We start from the raw sequence: 18352 nt of genomic DNA, 5'->3' as shown, positions 1-18352 counted from the left end.
GCTAGATTTATTGCTGAGCGTAAGCTTTATCACTGTTTGGGCCGCAGGGTTAAAGGCAACCTTGAATTCTTCATTCAAAAAGCATCACCACATAAACCTGGATTCGTAGTAATATTCCCCAAAATCATAGTCGATCCATTTGGAAACATAGTTAAAGTCAAAGCTCCAAGAAAAGAACACCGCCATGCATATCGTCTTTATGTCGACTATCTCCGCGACATGTACGTTAAGACTGGAGATAAGAAGTGGTGGTATAAATACTTAGGAGTTTCAACAGATCCAAACTGGCCTCTAACACGCTTCAAATATAAAAGACACATGGAGGAAAGCCAAGTTAAGATTCCACGCTACTTGACTGTTTTTGATCCTCCTGAGAAGGTTTTGGGCCGACGATTCTGGCTTGAGCGTGTTTTGGATGGTGCTGGAACTCCGCCTGAACTGAAATGCTGGCTTGATTATGTTCTTGAGGAAAAGGAAGGTGAAGGAGAGTGGTGAATGAAGATAAATTGGAGGAATTGAAGGAAGCTTGGCGTGAGTGTATTAGGAATTATATTAGCTGGTTTATAGGTCAAAACTATAGTAGGATTCAAGCTCAGAACCGAGCTTACACTTTGAGTAGGTTTGCACGTATAATGGTTAAGAATGGACTTGGTCCAGGGGATGTTGATTTTAGGGTTGCAGTTAAGATTATTGATTTAAATTAGCTCCAAATGTAAATTGTTCCTTTTTCTTCTGCATATTTAATTCCCTTTTTAAGTAATATTAGGCCTAGTGGAAAGATAACTATGGCAAATGTAAATAGAATGGATATGTGAATAATTATCATTTGATATGAAGTTTCGACATTAAATAGTAGTTTTCTAGCTGTTGTATAATAGTATTTGAATGGCATTAGATTGCTCATAAAGGTTATTTGGGGTGGAAGTGTTTCTATTGGTATTATTGCTCCAGAGAGGAAGGTGTCTAGCCAAGTGAATAACCATATTAATATGCTTCCACCTTTTTGGTTGAAGTATGTGAATTCAATTGTAGCGATCATTCCGATGCCATGTGCAATGACTAAGCTTAATAATGTTAGGCAGAGTAGTAAGAATATTCTGGAAACTATAAACCGTACTCCTAGTATTGAAGCAATGATGATTAATACGGTGATGTAAACCGATGCAATAATATATCTAGATATCAAGTCACCTAGAATGAGCGGTTTTAAGCCTAAGGGTGAAGATGTAAACAAATCAAAACCACCATTCCAATAATTTGATCTAAAGATGTCATAAAATGATTCAAGAGCTATTACTATTAGTGTATTCAATATAAATCCCGCCGAAACGTATCTAACAAAGTCAACATATAATCCACTCAATCCAAATCCTGAAACAGCTTCAGCCACAAACAGAAGTACAATAAATCTCAAACCAACATTCACTAATGAGATTACTAGAGTCCCAAAGAAGGTAGACCATCCTCTAAGCCTATTGTTCACAACGTGAAAAGTCACCTTAACTAACGTTTTAAATGAAGACTCCTTATACTCAAATTCACTCAAAAACTCGTTCACCCCCACTAAGCTTCAAATAAACATCCTCAAAGGAAGGCTCAGTAATATAGATATCTTGAAGATAAAGTCTCTCTGAAACAACTATCTCGTATACATCCTTGAAAACTTCCGGGTTACTCGTAAAAACTAATATTTCAAACCGATTAGTTGAAATAATATTGAAGGTCACAGCATTAACGTCTTTTAATGCTTCAATTTTCCGAAACACCCTTCTATTAAAGTCTACTAATTCAATTTTAACAACATACGCATCTTCAACCAAAGACACAAGATGAGGCAATTCCCCCTCAGCAACTATCTCCCCTCTCCTCAAAACCACAATTCTATCAGGTTCAAGCTCCTCAACCAATCGAACTCTATTAGTTGCAACGACAATTGTAGTTTTTCTCTCCCTATTCAACCGCTTTAGAAAAAGTATTAACCTTTTATTCAGCATAGGATCAAGCCATAACGTTGGCTCGTCAAGTAGCATAATATCCCTATCCACTAGGAAAAGTCTTAAAAGAGAAACTCTCTGTCTATAACCACTTGAAAGAAACCCTATTGGCGTATCTAGATATTTTTCCAAGCCTAAAAATTCAATAAATTTGTATACTTCTTCGTCAAAGATGCTATTCTCTTTCCCTAGAAACCTTAGATAGAATTCAACTTGATCCTTCACTTTTAAACGATAATCCAACGAGTATCTATGGCTACTGGAATAGAAGAATATTTTGTCTATAATTTTACTTCTCTCAGTAATTGGATTAAAGCCAAAAACTCTAACACTCCCTTTATCTGGCTCAACGATTCCAGCAATAATCTTAAGCAAGGTAGATTTACCGCTACCATTAGGACCAAGAATACAGCATAGCTCGCCCTTATAAACATTCATGTTAACATCTTTAAGCGCCTCTAGAACTTTACCTGTCTTAAAAACTCTAATTATTAGGGAAATAAACCAGTGTGCTTCTCCAAGAAAAGTGCTTCTACCTAAACTTCTACCCACAATGAAGTTTTTTGAAACATTTTCTAGACTGATAACCGGATTCAAATCCATCTTGAAATCCTACCCTCCTTTCGCGCTTTAGTAAGAGAAATACTCGTGAGGAAAATACCGAGCATGATATACGCAATAGAAAGTAGAGCCAATAATAATAAATCCACTAAAACTGGCGTCGAAGAAAAGATACAGTGTATTAAGAGTATAGATTTATCAAAATCAATCATACCTAAAAAACGTCTAATCAAATCTAAGACATATGTATGTGGAAGTATCAAGCTTAAAGCCTGCATAGACGAGGGTAGCTTCTCTAAAGGATAATAAGCACCACTAAGAATAGTTGAAAATAAACTAAATATCCAAATTACAGGATTTGAACCAGTCCTTGCATCAGCCAAATAAAGCATACTGGCAGCCACCAAACCCAAACCAATACACGAAACTACACCAAAGAGCAGTATAAGAAAGAAAGATGGAGATAACAAGAAAATTACTTCTGCATTAAATAGTGAAGCTATAAAAAGTATGAGAAACAAATCTATAAAGCCCATAATAAAACCAAGAAATGTTTTTGGTAACAATAGTGCGATTATATTTTCACTTTCCAAGCAAATTAAGTCCATCAATCCCTTTAAGTAATAGGAATAGATGGTTTGATATGGACTTGAAAGGCAAGTATTCAAAAACTTTTGGACAAGGATGCCAGTCAAAATAAATTCAAAGTAATTTGAAGCAAAATTCTCAGGATACACTCCACCTCTATAACTTGCAAGTAAAAATATCAGCAGTACATTTAGTACTGAATCGAGAATGCTTAATGTGAAATATGCTTTAAATACTGTTTTTAATCTGATTTCTCTAAATAAAAATGCTAGAAATTGACTTAGAAGTCTATTCTTCACCAACTTTATCCCCCCTAACAATCAAACTATAGACATCTGAAAAGGATGGGGATACTTTCCTGATCAGAAGAATTTTTACATCATTTTCATTCAAAAATTTCAAATACTTCTCAGCTACATCTCCTCTTTGCAAATATATTTTTAGCAGACCTTCTCCAAAGTCTTGATGATAAATTTCTATTGTAGAGAAAACATTGAATTTCTCTTCTAGCATTTTTATTAAATTTTCCCTCAAGTGTAATGCCTTAATCTTAAGTATTTTTGAGGTGTTTTTCAGGTATTTTTCTCTCAGCCTTGAAGGTGAGTCCAAGGCTATTATTCTCCCATTTTTCATGATAGCTACCTTGTCACAGAGAAACTCTATTTCATCTGCGAAATGTGTTGCCCAAACAACTGTAATGTTATGTTCCCTAGCTAATTTTTTAACATAACTTTTAACAATATTAGCAGAAACTGGATCTAAATGTATGATGGGTTCATCTAATAATATTATGGGGGTGTTAATCAAGAATATTTTTGCTATTTCAAGTCTCATTCTAAGCCCAGAAGAAAGAAGAAGAGGATTCTCATCCTTATACTCATCTAAACCTAAAAGCTCAATTATCCTCTTAACTCTCATCCTACCATCACTTACGCCATAAAAATCTACATAAAAACTTAGAACCCCAGCCACAGAATAACAGCTTATTCCAGCAATCATAGATGAACCAGAAATAAAATTCACAATAGACTTAACCTTTTCACGCTCCCTAATTAAATCATAACCCAAAATATAAACTTCTCCTTCATCAGGAAGAATCAAACCTGAAAAAATTTTAAGCAGAGTAGTTTTCCCACTACCATTAGGACCCAAAATACAGAAAATATCTCCCTTACGTATCTTTAGGTTAACACCCTTTAAAGCAGAAATACGTCTATCTCCAATGTTATAACTTTTCTTTACATTAAAACATGATATTGTATGGAGAGACATGGTCATATCATTAATTTATCTTATATTTTGATTTTACATAAAGCTTTAGCATATCTCTAATAATAAATTTTTCTGGTGAACAGGCTGAAGCATGAATTGTTCCTTTAGCCATTAATGCTCTATTTGCACATCCTCCAGCACATAATGGTAGATATTTACATTTTCTGCATTTGATGAATTTTAGAGGATTTCGTGAAATCCAGTTAAAGTAATTATAATTAAAGTTATTTAGAATTCCTTTTTCAAAAATGTTACCAATTCTCTTTTCTCGTTTCCCCACATGAGCCCAGCAGTTATATATATCGCCTAATGGATCGATCATAAAGCCATCATCTGTGCATGCTGAACAACTTAAAAAGGATCTATCAGTGGTCCATCCCAGAACAAATCCTTTGGATATAGCAAATTTCCAAAGATTCAAGAATACCTTTGCAAATTTTTTCTCAGTAAGTATAAAGGGAAGATAATCTTTACATAATTCAGTTTCAACATGAACATATCCAAAAGACAATTTTAGATTTCTCTTGTTATTTAATCCTATTTCAGCTAAATACTCAATAAAATTAGGGATATATCTATAGTTTTGTTTATCAACATTGATTCTTAAATTTATGTTAATTCCACTATCTACAGCTTTTAAAAAATTGGTTAATATTACGTCAAATGTTCCTTCACCGTTCTTTAGTACTCTTCTTTTATCATGCACTTCTTTTGGGCCATCAATAGTTATTTGCATTGAAGTTACATTTATATCCTTCAATCTCGAGATAACTTTATCATCTAATAGAAAGCCATTTGTAACAACTTTACTTTGATATTTAATATTGTTGTTGCTCATAGTTTTTAACAATTTTTTACCTATATATTCAATTATATTCAAATTTAGTAAAGTTCTCCACCATAAAATCCAATCGCTAGGGAATCGATAGCTTTTTCTAAACATCTTTTTCTAATCCAATCAATTGCCTTATCAGCCATTTTCACAGTCATATGATATGCTAGGTTTTTATCTTCATAACAATATATACATCTGAAATTACATCTGTATGTAACCAAGAACCAATAATGGGATTTTTTGCTACGAAACTTAAGTGCCCAACCTAATGTCTCTAGTATTTTGTCTTCATCCCATTTTTCAGGTATCAAAGTAAAATTTTGAAGCATTTTTTCGAGTTCTTCAGAGGTTAATGTCGTAAACATTCTTCTTTTTAGTTTTTCAGCTACTTTATTATCTACCAACATTAATGATCCCCATAATGTGTTAAATATCAAGTGAAATCTATTATTGTACTTTGTTATAATAGTATACTTAGACAGTTTGTACATAGGTTCTTCACTTTTGTTATAGCATTTATTCAACTACTTTAAATTCTTGACATTCTTCGCATTTAGCATTACATCCGCAAATAATACAATCAAGTACGTGGAAGCTTGGTTTTTCTAAAACTAATATTTGACTATTTTCGCTCATTTTTATTTTCCTCCTTATTCAACATCGCCAAACTGTGGACAGTTTCCACATTCTGAATTGCATCCACAAAATAGTCTACAATCTAATATGTCAATAGTTGGTGCTTCAATAACCAGTATACTCCCAGTATTAATGTTATTTAACCTCATATTAACACCAGAAATAATTTTTAAAAAAAAACTTAAATATAAATTTTTTGAAAAAATAAATCATTACAGCATATATGAGTTTTAGAAGCTAAGTGTTTTGCTAAATCTCTCGCAGTGTAAAATTGTTTGAAGAGTAGCATGCATTTAGATTTCTTGACGCAACAGTTTTTTAGCATCATATTTTATTCGATAAAAGCTTGAAAAATTATGCAAGTTTAAGTCTACTTGTTTTCTGATGAATTTTCTCTTTGAACAGAAACACAGAGAAAATTTATATTTATCGCTAACCTGAGTACACCACGCTTAACCCTATTAATATAATTGAATGAAAAGCCGAGCATAGTTTATGAAACACCTTTCCTTAGAACATGCATTAAAATTTTATATCTAACATCCTGTGATAATCTGGATATATCTATTAACTTAATGTTCAATCTGGAACCCCCCTAACTGAATACTACATTTGATACTTATATTCGATGCTCATGATGTTCATGTAATTAAAGGAAACTTAAAAGCATATAATGGAACCTATAAAATTTGATTAGTTAATTCAAACAAAACAACTTATATTGATAGAATAATACTATTAGCAATAAATCAAACAACTAATAAGGGATTTGAAATACCAATCACTAAAGCAATAAGTGGAAAAAGTGAGAAAGTAACAGAAATCATAAAACAAAAAGATAAATCCTATGTAAAACTAAAACCGGGAGAATACATCATGATACGCTTTAAAGTTGAAGAGATACTTAGTGAACAATTCAAGTACATTTTAATAGTTGTAGGAAAACAAACATGACCATAAAATTTTTTACTTTTTATATAAATTTGATTTGGGAGGTGGAATTTATTTGTCTTCTGAGAAATCAGGTATTCCTGGTTTTGTGATGTTTATTTTTATTTGGATGATAATTTGTATATTTCTTAATATTGGATCTCTAGGGTTCCTTGCAATTGTTGCAATCGTTCCTAGTGTAATTCTATTTTTCTTGGCTTTTCGCGTTTTAACTGGTAATTTGAGATGTCTATGGATAGCATATGTTTTAACGGTTATAGCTTCTATTTCAGCAATAATTTATATTGCAACTTACCTTAAACATGGCTATTATGAAGCTTTTTTCATGATACCGTTGTCCTTTGGGGTGTTTATACCAACAGTCCCTATAGCAGTAATTGGTGGACATTATGCTTATGAATACGGCTTAACACTACCCATTACAGCCACAATCATGATTACAAATATAATCGTATATCTAATAATCAAAGGAATATTAAGAAATAAGGAAGTTAAAAAGCATTTCAAAATAAACTCTTCTTTGACATCAAATGTCAAACCCGCCTGTACATAACGTTTCCATCAGAGGACATATTCAACAGAATTTAATTTCAGCCTAAAAGGTCATGGGTGTGAAGTTCAGAATAAGTAGAAGACTAAGGTTTGAGAACCGATAATAATTCTTATTCTACCTCATGGCAAACCCCACAAAATAGCTAAAATTGATATGTTACACTTCAATCGAAGTGCGACAACTTCAAAAGGAGAGGTGCTCTGAAAATACAGCTTCATCAAGGTTGAATCTAAATTCTTTATTTAGATTTTCGAAAAATTTATATTATACTTTTAAATTTACATAGTTTAAAGAGGAATAAAAAAAATGAAGAATAAACTTACTTTACTTTTCATGACAGGACTACTTTTTCTTAGCATAATAGCAAACATTTCTATCATATCAAACGTTGTAGCGATAGGTGAGGATGAGTATATTATATATGAAACGTATGAAGATAAGTGGACATTACTAATTCAGGCACATGCACCAAGATATGGAAGCACTGAAGGAACTTCATCGTGGTCTTATCGTTCTAAGTATGTTATTTGTCCATGGAGTACAACTTCTAATGTTTATCACTCTGTCACTTTAATGCCAGAAGATGGACTTTGTGTTGCACGTTTTCAATTAGCACGATGGGTTTATCAATACGTTCTAGTTGGCCCCTTGAATGGTGAACATTATGAAGACCGCTGGTTCATTGATCAAACTTTTAGTTGGTACAAAACAGTAAACATATATGGTAACAGTGTAAATACTTGTGAAGATGATGTAGAGCAACCATCTCAAAGTAATGGATATTACTTTATAAAGTTTCAATCAAGGTATAGTTTACAAGATAGGCGAGAAGATAATGATTCTGACTCTTCATACACTATAACAGTGAGTGTTAGTAGCGGATCTGGAATAGCTCTTGGTTTGACTGTCGTAATAAATGTAAATGGTCACCAAGGAACTGGAACATTTGGACTATATAATAATGCATACAGCACATGGACATATAAATATACATTTGGACCGCATCATTCATGGTTCATCGACTACTTAGGTACAACACAGTACTTATGGACTTTCAAATTAAACTATTAGAGGTGATGTCATGAGAATTAATAGAACTTTTCTCTCCGCATATTTCTTATGGATTACAATTATATTATGCGGTGTAATTATATATCCAACTTATGCGCAGTCTAATATGTCACTAGTAACAGTATATTCATCATCTGACCCACTATATTTAATTAAGGAAAATACAACAATACCTACATGGACTAGAGAACTTAACATTGAAATACCCTTTAACATATCTAAAAGTTGGATTGGCAAATCCAATGTTACTGTACATCTTGAATTTTACTTCAATATAAAATCTGAGGAATGGAGAATAAGCACTGTGAACTATACATTCATCTTAAATGGTAAACCAGTTCGACTTATAAGAGAAGATTTCGAAGGTACTTGGCTAAAAGGAGGTGGATCATACCCTGAAACAATAATTAAACCTGAAATGCTCAAAGAAAATAAAAATAATTTAATCATAAAAATTAAAGTACTACAGAAAGGGTTAGTAGAAAGCAAATCGTACTTTGAGTTACAAATAAAACAACCACACATTAAAATAAAAGCACTCGATTCAGATGGGGATGGCATATATGACATAGCAGATCCACTACCAAAAACCAATAATAACTATGTAACTGGTATACTTGGCGTAATAGGAATACCAATAAGTATAGGAGTGGAAAAGTTTTCAACAAAAACTAAAAATAAAAAATAAATTCTCTTTTATATTTTATAATGGAATCTAATCGAACTCAAATAATATAACGAAGCTGGTGATGCTCCAATCTCCTTCTAAGCATGTAATTAATTATGAAAAACTGGGCTTTGCCATAATCAAAAATGTTAAATTTTAGAATTTTTGTATGCTGACTTTTTTATTCTTTATATTGAACTCATGATAAATGAGTATGAACATGAGTATGTAGTAGAAGTTCAAATATTCAATGCATCTTTGATGTTGAAATTTGATTACATGAACATGAATTTCATCAATTTATGAACATCATTGTGGTTTTGCGGAGCCGAAGGTCCGGGGTTCAAATCCCCGCGGGCCCGTCTTCAGAATCAAGTTCATACGATACAGCAATAATAAATGTCCCAAAATAATTACATGGAATGTATTAAATGGATTTTCTTTTTTATAAAAATTTACAATAGATTTTTGTAAAAAATTTCACATACATTTAAAACAATATACTTGCATATTGTATGTTGAACTAATAAGCCATTAAGGAAGTCTGATTGTTGTTTAAAAACGATAAGAAATATACATCTCGAAAAGATTTTATTCGTTATAAGATGGATAGTTTCGATCCATTATTATCAAATCAATTATTAATAGAATTTCTAATAAGAGTGTACAAAGACAATGTACACTTCAGAATTGTTTGGGAACTATGTAAGATTGAAGGGGCAAGCTTAAGAGAATTGGCGAGAAAAGTTGGAATTGCACATTCCAATATGGCAAGACATCTTGATACATTAATAGAAAATGGTGTAGTTGAAAGTTTTAGAATAAATCCAAGAATGAAAGTTTATCGATTATCTCATAAATTTCAACCCCTGAAAGCTGTTTTAAGAAATCAATTAAAATAAATAATATTGATTCTAGTAGAATTGCTTACTTTCTTCAGTTAACTAAGTACTCATAATTTTAGTGTTATTTATAAGTAGTTAAGTCCAAGTGGTCTGATTTTAGACCATTTGGAGCGGTAATCTAAAACGTGTGCTTTCTTTTTTAAGAGAATAGCTAGATAAACGCTCGGGGGACTAGAAGGGAGCCCCCGTTAAAGCCTATGTTCACATATAACATGGGTGATGATAGCCCGAAACTATGAGGTGATACGTATGAAAAAAATGTTATCAATATTAGGACTAGTAGTGTTAGTAACTTTAATTGCAGGTGTAACTTATGCTCATTGGGAAGAAACTTTATATATTAACGGTAGAATTGAAACGGGCACTTTGAAAGTGCAATATACTTTCGCAGAATTCTTATATGAGGAAGTTGAAGGCAAAGAGGTTGCAAAGGTATCCTGTATCTTAAAGGATCTTGATCAAGACGGTAACTATGACAAAGTCGAATTAAACCTAACTAATGTTTATCCATGTTTTAGTGGTACTTTAAATGTTACAATAAAGAATTGTGGAACAATTCCAGTAAAGGTAAATGGCGGTGGATTCTGGATAGTTGAAGAAGATCCTGCTGGTTTTCATAACTTTATAGAAGTTACTTCATTTAAGGTTAATGGAACTGAGTATTGGCCAGAGTTAAGTGAGCTATGTGGATTACAAATTGAACCTGGTGAGATAGTGATTGTCGAAATAACTATTCATGTTATGCAAGAATATAATGGTGGAACTTGTCCAGAGAATGCATACCTACTATATGAAGGATACGTAACTTTCATACAGTGGAACATGTACGATGCTGGTGGTTAAGTAGCTGGTGATAAAAATGCGGAGTAGAAACAAAGTACTATCAACTTCTTTTTTGATAGTGTTAAGTATAAGTCTTCTAGGATTAGTTTATGCACATTGGGAAGCTACACTTTACATAAATGGTGAAGTGGAGTCAGGTGAACTTGACTGGGAATTTGTTGAAGGTTCAGTAATACATCTAGATCATGGTAATGATTGGAATGCTTCATATTTCCCATCTGGTGGATATGTACAATTAGATAAGGATGTAGGTAGCACTACAGTCGTTATGTATGATAGTGATGGTGACGGCGATCTTGATTCTCTAAACATTACATTAAGCAATGTATATCCATGGTATTTTGAGCATGTAGCATTCAAATTACATAATAACGGTGAGATTCCACTCAAAATATGGAAAGTTGTAATAGAAACGGTGACTGGTAATTATACTTATTATGAATTAAATGAGCAAGAACTTAACGAGGGAGAATATCTAGACTTAGATGGTGATGGTGAATATGACATTGTTCTTTGGTGGGGTGATAATTTTGGTGAACAATTGCATCCTTGTGAAAGTGTTGATATAAGCTTAGACATAACTTTGTTGCAAGAAGCTAAGATGGGTGCCACATATACGTTCAGAATATACATAATTGCAATTCAGTGGAACATGTACACAGTGCCGCAGCCTCTATAAATACTGTTTTCTGAAATTTTCTTTTTTATTTTTATTTTAATTAAGGTGAATGGTAATGATGTTTAAAATTAGAGAGATAATGGTCCCAATTACAATTGTTTTTTACTACGTTTCTTTAGGTTATTTTTCTTTTCTTTTTAAAGGAATATTCTCTTATATCATTCCCATATTGTTTTGGATTTTAATGTTGTCTCTTATTTTTGTGATGAAGGGTTTTAGTCAATTTTTATTACAGCTTAATAGGTCTGTGCTTTACTCTTCCTTTATTTCAGCTTTCCTTTATTTGACTGTCTCATTTTATGGGGGTTTAATTCATGGTTTCGGTTTTAGTCCTTATTCTCGTTCTTTAATTGGGATGATGATTAATACTGTTTTTGTGTTTTCAATTGCTGTCGGCCGTGAATTTTCAAGGGGGTTCATTTTGAAGTTTTTTAAGTCGAAATATGTCTTCTTGACTTTTCTCTTTACTACACTAATCTTTACTGTTATGGAAAAACCTTTTCAGTACTATCTTAACTTAAATTTCTTTGATTTTTCTGTTTTAATTAAATTTCTTGGATCTGTTTTTCTTCCGATGCTTTCAAGAAATATTCTTTTATCTATCTTGGCTATTCTTTCTGGGCCTCTGGCTTCTATAGCATACTTGCTTCCACTGGAGTTTATTCATTGGTGGTCGCCTATTCTTCCTTCTCTACCTTGGGGTTTTAATACATTTTTAGGTGTTGTTATCCCAATTTTAAGTCTAATCATAGTTTTCTCAACAAGTCCACCTTCTCTGCTTAAACGTGTTGGACTATATAGATTTAATGTTAATGTTAAGAGTATACGACGTGAGCTTAACGAGTTAAAATCGTTTACTCTATTTTTTTCTTCGATTATTTTCATTTTTTGGCTTAGTACTGGTTTGCTTGGAATTTATCCTAATGTGGTTTATAGTGGGAGTATGAGGCCTACATTTGATGTTGGTGATGTTATTGTTGCGGTTAAGGTTCCTGCTGATAGAATTAATATTGGTGATGTTATATTGTTCATGACTCCTCAAGGTCTTACTGCGCATAGAGTTGTTGATGTTCAGAGGTCTGGGGGTGGGGGAATTTTCATTACTAAAGGTGATGCTAATAATGCTCCTGATGCTGAGTCTGTTCAGTATGTTAATGTTAAGGGTAGAGTTGTCTTTATACTTCCTAAAGTTGGATGGATTTCAATTTATATGAAGATTCTTTTTGCTCATTTATTTACCTTGATTTACTCGAGCTATACTTTCTTATCTGTTTTTATTGTCCTTATTGGTGCTTTTTCATTTGTGGTTTACGGTCGTTTTAGTAAGAGGAATAATAGGTGGGGTGGATGGAGGTGAAAATTTATGAGAAAAATGAGTTTTACTGGTAAAGTATTATCTGTTTCTATTCTTATTTTCATATCTTTGACTGCTTATAGCATTGCTTATCCTCATTGGAGTGAATCTCTTTACTTGAATGGTCTTATTACTACGGGTAAATGGAAACCATGTATCAAAATTTACAAAGTACTGGAAGGTGCATTTACAGATCCTGAAACTGGCTGTGACTTATCTGAGCCGACGAAATATATTGCTATTGCGAGTGAAAACTTTTCGACAAAGTTTAAGTTAACCATTTATGTAAGGAATTGTGGTTCTATTGAATTGACAGATGTCACTGTTACTGATCGTATTGAATTGAATGTTGCTCCAATTAATTCAACTCCAAGTAAAGGAATGGTTTACTGGGAGAATGTTACTCCTCCTGGTAACCCAGGTGATTTTGTTTTCAATTACTTAACTTGGTACATTACGTCTCTTTCTCCAAATGAAGAAGTTTTTCTGGTGGTATGGATTGAAACTTTGAGAAATCCGGTTGGAAAATATGAGCCCACTAGTGGTGACAATTGTGATTGTCAGGACCTTGAAATCAATAGAGGTGCCACTGTAACAGCTGAGTCAAAGTATAAAACTCTTGCAGCTACTACTGAGCAGATTACCCTTTGCATTGTTGATGATGGCATTGAGGAAAATGGATTAGGCATTATTATTCCTGATTTACCATATTTTACACCTATAGCGGAGGATGATCCATAATTGGCCTGACATATAATCTTCCTTTTTATAATGGTATTCAATTGCTTTCTTGTAAAAATAGTTACAGGAGGTCCGTAAACTTTTTATGTGATTTTTTATCTCTTATTTTGATTTCGAGGTTGGAGTATGTTCGTGTTTAAAAATAAAGTTATGGTTTTTATGGTTGTTTCAATTATAATTATGGTTTCTTCATTTTTGATGATGGTTTTTTCTTATAGTAGTCCAGTGGTTGAGGAGAGAGTTACTACGCTATGTAGTTACATTGCTGATAGTAATTATGATTACGTTGCCTATCTTCATTCAAACATTGTTTATAATAATGTTACTATTCTTTCTCCAGGTGAAGGAGTATTATTTTTGAAGCTAGTTAAGTATGTTAATGTTAATTATACTTTCAGTTTTATTGTGAGTGAGCCTGCTGTTTCTGTTGTTGTTTCTACTTTCGAGTTGAAGCTGATTTCACCTAAACAGTGGTCTAAGACTATTCTCCTTATACCCAAAAATGAGGTTAAAGGTGAAAGTTCTGTCTCTTTGAATTCAAGTTTCATATTGAACTTTAACGACATTTTTTCTATAATAGATTTAATTGAAGAAGAGACTGGTACTCGTTCAAGTGTTTACAACTTACTTTTAACTGCTAGAATAAATGTTTTTTCTTCAACCGATTTCGGCTTAATTAGCTTACCCATCAATCACACTTTAAGGGTAACTTTAAGAAATTCTTTAGGTAGTGGGCAAGTAGTTGAATTTTCAAATTTGAGCTTTAGAAAACCTGGGAGTATTACTAGAAAAGAAGTAATTGTTAATGAAGACGCTAAGTTTAGGTTGTATGCTTCATACGTTCTTTTAGGTGTTGGAGCTGTCCTTTTAACCCCTTCTACATACTTTTATTGGACTAATAAGAGGAAGCATAGAAGAAGACACATCGAGTCTATTGTTAAGCCTTTGAAGGAATATTTAATTGAGGTGAAGGATCTCCCATTTAAGAATAAGGATGTTCTTTCAGTTGAGGTTAAGAGTATTGATGATTTTGCTAAGATTGCTGAGGGATTGGGTAAGCCTATCTTGTTTAAGAGGATTGATGATAGGAGTGCTATTTTACGTTTAATTGATGGTAATGTGGTTTATGAGTATTTGGCTAGGTTAGATGAGTAATTTAGATATAAGAGTAGCTGATTAGATTTGTAGACAGTAAAACTATAATCCTTTCAATTCAATCATTTATTAGTGCATTGGAGGCATTTCAATGGATAATGTTAAGGCCAATCCATTTGGTTGTTTTAGGGTTGAATGTATTTCTGTTATTGAGGATGCTTTATCTAGGCTTGGAATTGAAAATGTAGCTATTAACATTGAACTTCCTCCCTCTGCTATTGGGGCTGAACTTGCCTTTCCATGTTTCTCTACTGCTAAATTAGTTGGAGAGAGTCCTAGAAGGTTAGCTGAATTAATTGTTGAGAAGATTGATAGTAATGGGTTTAAATTTATTGATAGAGTTGAGGTTGCTGGTGGAGGATATGTAAACTTTTATGTAAATTACGCTACTTTAGCTTATGAAACCTTTAAGTCTGTTGAGTATTTTGATGAAGTTTATGGTCATTTGAAGGTTGATAGGCCTTTGAGAATTATTGTTGAGCATACTAGTGCTAATCCTATTCATCCTCTTCATATTGGTGCTGCGAGAAATGCTGTGCTAGGTGATACTTTGGCTAGACTTTTGAGGGCTCGTGGACATCAGGTTAAGGTTCATTTTTATATTAATGATGTTGGTTTGCAAGTTGCTGTTGCAGCTTATGGTTATGATAAGATTGGAAGAGTTAAACCTATTGGTAAGCCTGATCATTTTATTGGTTTAATTTATGCTATGACTAATTGTATTGTTGAAATTATTGATCTAAAGAGGAAGCTTAAGAGACTTGATGAAATGGAGGTTGTAGGTGAAGAGAGAACTAGGGTTGCGAATAAGTTGAGTGAATGGATAGGTATTGCTAAGGATTTACGTGATAGGGATCCTGAATTGTTTGACTTGCTTTTTGAGAAGATTAGTCTTGATGATGATCCTAAGAGGGTGATTGCTCAGTTGGATTTGAGATATGAGTTGGGTGAAGAGGATGCTGTTGAGTTGTTTAGAGGGCTCTGTTCATTGTGTATTGATGGTTTTAAGGAGACCTTCGAGAAGGCTAATATTAGTGTTGAGAGTTGGGATTGGGAGAGTGACGTTGTTTGGAGTGGTAGAGTTAAATTTATAGTTGATTTTCTTAGAGATTCTGTCTTTACTTATTATGATGATGGTGCATTAATTTTTGATGCCGAGAAGGCTGCAGTTTCATTAAATTTAAAGAAGCTTTTAGGTGTTAGTGAATTGTATGAGGTTCCTAAACTTACTTTGGTTAGATCTGATGGAAGAACTCTTTATACTACAAGGGATATTGCTTATACTCTTTGGCAGTTTGAGCATTTTAATGCTGATAAAGTTATCCATGTAATTGGAGTTGATCAAACTTTACCTCAGCTTCAATTAAGAATTGCTTTGGCAACCTTAGGTAGAGTGGATTATGCATTAAACATGATTCATTTTGCATATGAATTAGTTCATTTGCCAGGGTTTAAAATGTCTAGTAGGCGAGGTAGATTTGTCGAGTTTGATAGAATAATTAGTGAAGCTATTGAGAGGGCTGAGGAGGAGGTTAGAAGACGTTCTCCTCAACTAGATAATGAATCTGTTGGTGATATTGCTAGAATAATTGGAATTGGTGCTGTGCGTTTTGCTCTTTTAAGTGTTACACCTTCTAGGAGAATGATTTTTACTTGGGATCGTGTTTTAAATTTTGAGCAGAATAGTGCTCCCTTTATACAATATGCTCATGCAAGGGCATGTAACATTTTAGCGAAGGTGAATGGTCTTTCAAACAATTATGATCCAAGTCTACTTAACCATAAATTGGAGAAGGATTTAATCCTAAAGGTTTCAAGATTTCCTGAAATTGTTGCTGAGGCTGCTGATAATTTGAGGCCTGAACTTTTAGCTGAGTATGCTAATTTTTTGGCTCTGGCTTTTAATTCATTCTATGATGCATTGCCTGTTTTGAGGGCGAAGCCATTAGAGTTGAGGAACGCCAGATTACATTTGGTGAATGCTGTTAGAGTAACTTTGAGGAATGCTTTAGATTTAATGGGTATAAATGCCCCTTCTAGAATGTAGATTATCTCTAACATTTCTTGGTTATGGGAAAGTATTATCTTTATTTTCAGTTATTATGGTCTTGGGAGAGATATGATGTGAAGTCTGGTTTTCCTAGTCTTAAAGGGTTGAGGGTTAGATATGTTGAAAAGCCACCCTACATTGTTGATGATACTAGAATTAAAAGGTTTAAATTTAAGGACACCGTGTTTGAGCGTGTTAATTGGGATTCTTCATGGGTTGGTTATGGTAAAAAATTTGATGAGAAAGTTTTTAAGCGTATTAAAAGTGGTATGGCTGGTTATTCGAGAATTGATTTTGCTTTAGCCTATGCTTCCTGGATAATTTATGATACTTTTCCAAGTGCTTTTTCGTGGAGTAAGATTAAGGTGCAGAGAGTTTCTTCTACCTCTGCTGGGATTGATTTAACTAAGACTAAGTATAGTATTGATGATCCTTTGAAGATGAGCATGTATATTAAGAGGGCTGCGAAATTCTTTGGAGCTGACTTGGTTGGAATTTGTAGGCTTAACAAGCTTTGGATTTATGATGAATTTGATATTGATGATAAATTTGAATATGCTATTGTTATGGCTGTTGAAATGGATGCTGATGGTATTGCAACTTCTCCTAGTGCTTTAGCTTCAGCTGCAACAGGCTTAGGTTATTCTAAGATGGCTTTTATCCTCGCCTGTGTTGGCGAGTTTATTAGAAATTTGGGTTATAATGCTATTCAGTGTGGTAATGATACTGCATTAAGTATTCCATTGGCTATTGATGCTGGTCTTGGCGAGTTGGGGCGTAATGGATTGTTGATTACCCCTGAGTTTGGTCCAAGAGTTAGATTGTGTAAGATATTTACTGATCTTCCACTTGAACCTGATAAGCCCATCGAGTTTGGTGTTAAAGATTTCTGTAGGAAATGTAAGTTGTGTGCTATAAATTGTGAAGCTGGTGCTATTTCTATGGACGATGAGCCTAGCTTTGAGCCGATATGTAAATCTAATAATCCGGGAGTCTTGAAGTGGTTTGTTGATGTAGAGAAATGCTATTTACTTTGGTATGAAAATTCCACTGATTGTTCAACATGTATTAAGGTTTGTCTCTTTAATTTATTAACTGCTAGAAGGAATGTCAGTTCTGATGATTTCTGGAAGTTAGAATAAGAATTATTTTTATTTTACGGGCCCGCGGGGATTTGAACCCCGGACCCTTGGCTCCGGAGGCCAATGCTCTATCCAGCTGAGCTACGGGCCCTAATTGCTTTATGATATTTAATTGAACTTTATTTTCACGTTATTTTAATATTTAATTTGGCTTTTATTTTATTGGGCGGTGGATTTGGGTAGAGTGAAGAAGGGTGTGCTTTGTAGTATCATTGGTTGTGAGAATAGGGCTGTTAAGTCTATTTCTACTGTCAAAGCTCTTGATGTTCTATCTAAGCTTAATTTAAACATTGATAATAAAGGTAGGAGAGTGTACTTATGTGAGTTACACTATAAAATGTATAAGAAGGCTACT

Annotated in this window: 21 protein-coding genes and 1 tRNA gene; 14 read left to right on the top strand and 8 right to left on the bottom strand. The window is 33.4% G+C overall.

The window, feature by feature from the left end; all coding sequences use genetic code 11:
• Positions 1-495 (top strand): hypothetical protein (locus ACW8TM_RS10790; protein WP_491533303.1); only part of this gene is annotated, 495 nt, incomplete at its 5' end.
• Positions 489-704 carry a hypothetical protein gene (locus ACW8TM_RS10785; protein WP_491533302.1) on the top strand — a complete coding sequence of 72 codons (216 nt, stop codon included), beginning with the start codon at positions 489-491 and terminating at the stop codon, positions 702-704. The genes ACW8TM_RS10790 and ACW8TM_RS10785, both read left to right, overlap by 7 nt.
• Here ACW8TM_RS10785 and ACW8TM_RS10780 read toward each other — a convergent pair.
• The 7 genes from ACW8TM_RS10780 to ACW8TM_RS10750 form a co-directional block, all read right to left on the bottom strand.
• Entirely contained in the window at positions 701-1546 is an 846-nt protein-coding gene (locus tag ACW8TM_RS10780; protein WP_491533301.1) for an ABC transporter permease, read from the bottom strand. The two genes, ACW8TM_RS10785 and ACW8TM_RS10780, sit on opposite strands and share 4 nt — an antisense overlap.
• Positions 1539-2597, bottom strand: coding sequence for an ABC transporter ATP-binding protein (locus ACW8TM_RS10775; RefSeq protein ID WP_491533300.1), 1059 nt, complete (start codon positions 2595-2597; stop codon positions 1539-1541). The genes ACW8TM_RS10780 and ACW8TM_RS10775 overlap by 8 nt, the downstream gene beginning before the upstream one ends.
• Positions 2588-3445, bottom strand: coding sequence for an ABC transporter permease (locus ACW8TM_RS10770; protein WP_491533299.1), 858 nt, complete (start codon positions 3443-3445; stop codon positions 2588-2590). The genes ACW8TM_RS10775 and ACW8TM_RS10770 overlap by 10 nt, the downstream gene beginning before the upstream one ends.
• A complete protein-coding gene (locus ACW8TM_RS10765) occupies positions 3432-4415 on the bottom strand; it encodes an ABC transporter ATP-binding protein (RefSeq protein ID WP_491533298.1) in 984 nt (327 codons plus the stop codon). Before ACW8TM_RS10765 ends, ACW8TM_RS10770 begins: the two co-directional genes overlap by 14 nt.
• Positions 4416-4425: 10 nt before the next feature.
• Positions 4426-5295: a radical SAM protein gene (locus ACW8TM_RS10760; RefSeq protein WP_491533297.1), complete on the bottom strand. Its 870-nt coding sequence runs from the start codon at positions 5293-5295 to the stop codon at positions 4426-4428.
• Between the two features lie 2 nt (positions 5296-5297).
• The gene (locus tag ACW8TM_RS10755) at positions 5298-5657 is read right to left on the bottom strand and encodes a hypothetical protein (RefSeq protein ID WP_491533296.1); all 360 of its coding nucleotides are present in this window, start codon (positions 5655-5657) and stop codon (positions 5298-5300) included.
• 243 nt (positions 5658-5900) lie between these two features.
• Positions 5901-6035 (bottom strand): hypothetical protein, encoded by a 135-nt coding sequence (locus ACW8TM_RS10750; protein WP_491533295.1) that lies wholly within the window; start codon positions 6033-6035, stop codon positions 5901-5903.
• Between the two features lie 857 nt (positions 6036-6892).
• Here ACW8TM_RS10750 and ACW8TM_RS10745 point away from each other — a divergent pair.
• From ACW8TM_RS10745 to ACW8TM_RS10695, 11 genes are all read left to right on the top strand, one after another.
• A complete protein-coding gene (locus ACW8TM_RS10745) occupies positions 6893-7390 on the top strand; it encodes a hypothetical protein (RefSeq protein WP_491533294.1) in 498 nt (165 codons plus the stop codon).
• Between the two features lie 306 nt (positions 7391-7696).
• On the top strand, positions 7697-8461 hold the full coding sequence (locus ACW8TM_RS10740; RefSeq protein WP_491533293.1) for a hypothetical protein: 765 nt from the start codon (positions 7697-7699) through the stop codon (positions 8459-8461).
• 10 nt (positions 8462-8471) lie between these two features.
• On the top strand, positions 8472-9149 hold the full coding sequence (locus tag ACW8TM_RS10735) for a hypothetical protein (protein WP_491533292.1): 678 nt from the start codon (positions 8472-8474) through the stop codon (positions 9147-9149).
• A 584-nt stretch (positions 9150-9733) separates the two neighbouring features.
• Complete coding sequence (locus ACW8TM_RS10730) at positions 9734-10030, top strand: winged helix-turn-helix transcriptional regulator (RefSeq protein WP_491533291.1); 297 nt, start codon at positions 9734-9736, stop codon at positions 10028-10030.
• 252 nt (positions 10031-10282) lie between these two features.
• Positions 10283-10876: a hypothetical protein gene (locus ACW8TM_RS10725; RefSeq protein ID WP_491533290.1), complete on the top strand. Its 594-nt coding sequence runs from the start codon at positions 10283-10285 to the stop codon at positions 10874-10876.
• 16 nt (positions 10877-10892) lie between these two features.
• Positions 10893-11555, top strand: coding sequence for a hypothetical protein (locus ACW8TM_RS10720; RefSeq protein WP_491533289.1), 663 nt, complete (start codon positions 10893-10895; stop codon positions 11553-11555).
• Positions 11556-11976: 421 nt separating this feature from the next.
• Positions 11977-12912 (top strand): signal peptidase I, encoded by a 936-nt coding sequence (locus ACW8TM_RS10715; protein WP_491533288.1) that lies wholly within the window; start codon positions 11977-11979, stop codon positions 12910-12912.
• A 6-nt stretch (positions 12913-12918) separates the two neighbouring features.
• Positions 12919-13650: a hypothetical protein gene (locus tag ACW8TM_RS10710; protein WP_491533287.1), complete on the top strand. Its 732-nt coding sequence runs from the start codon at positions 12919-12921 to the stop codon at positions 13648-13650.
• Positions 13651-13782: 132 nt separating this feature from the next.
• A complete protein-coding gene (locus tag ACW8TM_RS10705; protein WP_491533286.1) occupies positions 13783-14805 on the top strand; it encodes a DUF5305 family protein in 1023 nt (340 codons plus the stop codon).
• 91 nt (positions 14806-14896) lie between these two features.
• A complete protein-coding gene (locus tag ACW8TM_RS10700) occupies positions 14897-16852 on the top strand; it encodes an arginine--tRNA ligase (protein WP_491533285.1) in 1956 nt (651 codons plus the stop codon).
• 77 nt (positions 16853-16929) lie between these two features.
• On the top strand, positions 16930-17997 hold the full coding sequence (locus ACW8TM_RS10695) for a reductive dehalogenase (protein WP_491533284.1): 1068 nt from the start codon (positions 16930-16932) through the stop codon (positions 17995-17997).
• A 17-nt stretch (positions 17998-18014) separates the two neighbouring features.
• On the opposite strand, the gene ACW8TM_RS10690 is transcribed toward ACW8TM_RS10695, so the two are convergent.
• A tRNA-Arg gene (locus tag ACW8TM_RS10690) sits at positions 18015-18088 on the bottom strand.
• A gap of 84 nt (positions 18089-18172) precedes the next feature.
• Here ACW8TM_RS10690 and ACW8TM_RS10685 point away from each other — a divergent pair.
• On the top strand, positions 18173-18352 hold a 180-nt coding region (locus ACW8TM_RS10685), incomplete at its 3' end, for a hypothetical protein (RefSeq protein WP_491533283.1).

This window comes from Candidatus Culexmicrobium sp. (genome assembly GCF_058356305.1).
The sequence above is the reverse complement of the archived record's forward strand: the minus strand, read 5'-3'. Positions and strand labels throughout refer to the sequence as shown.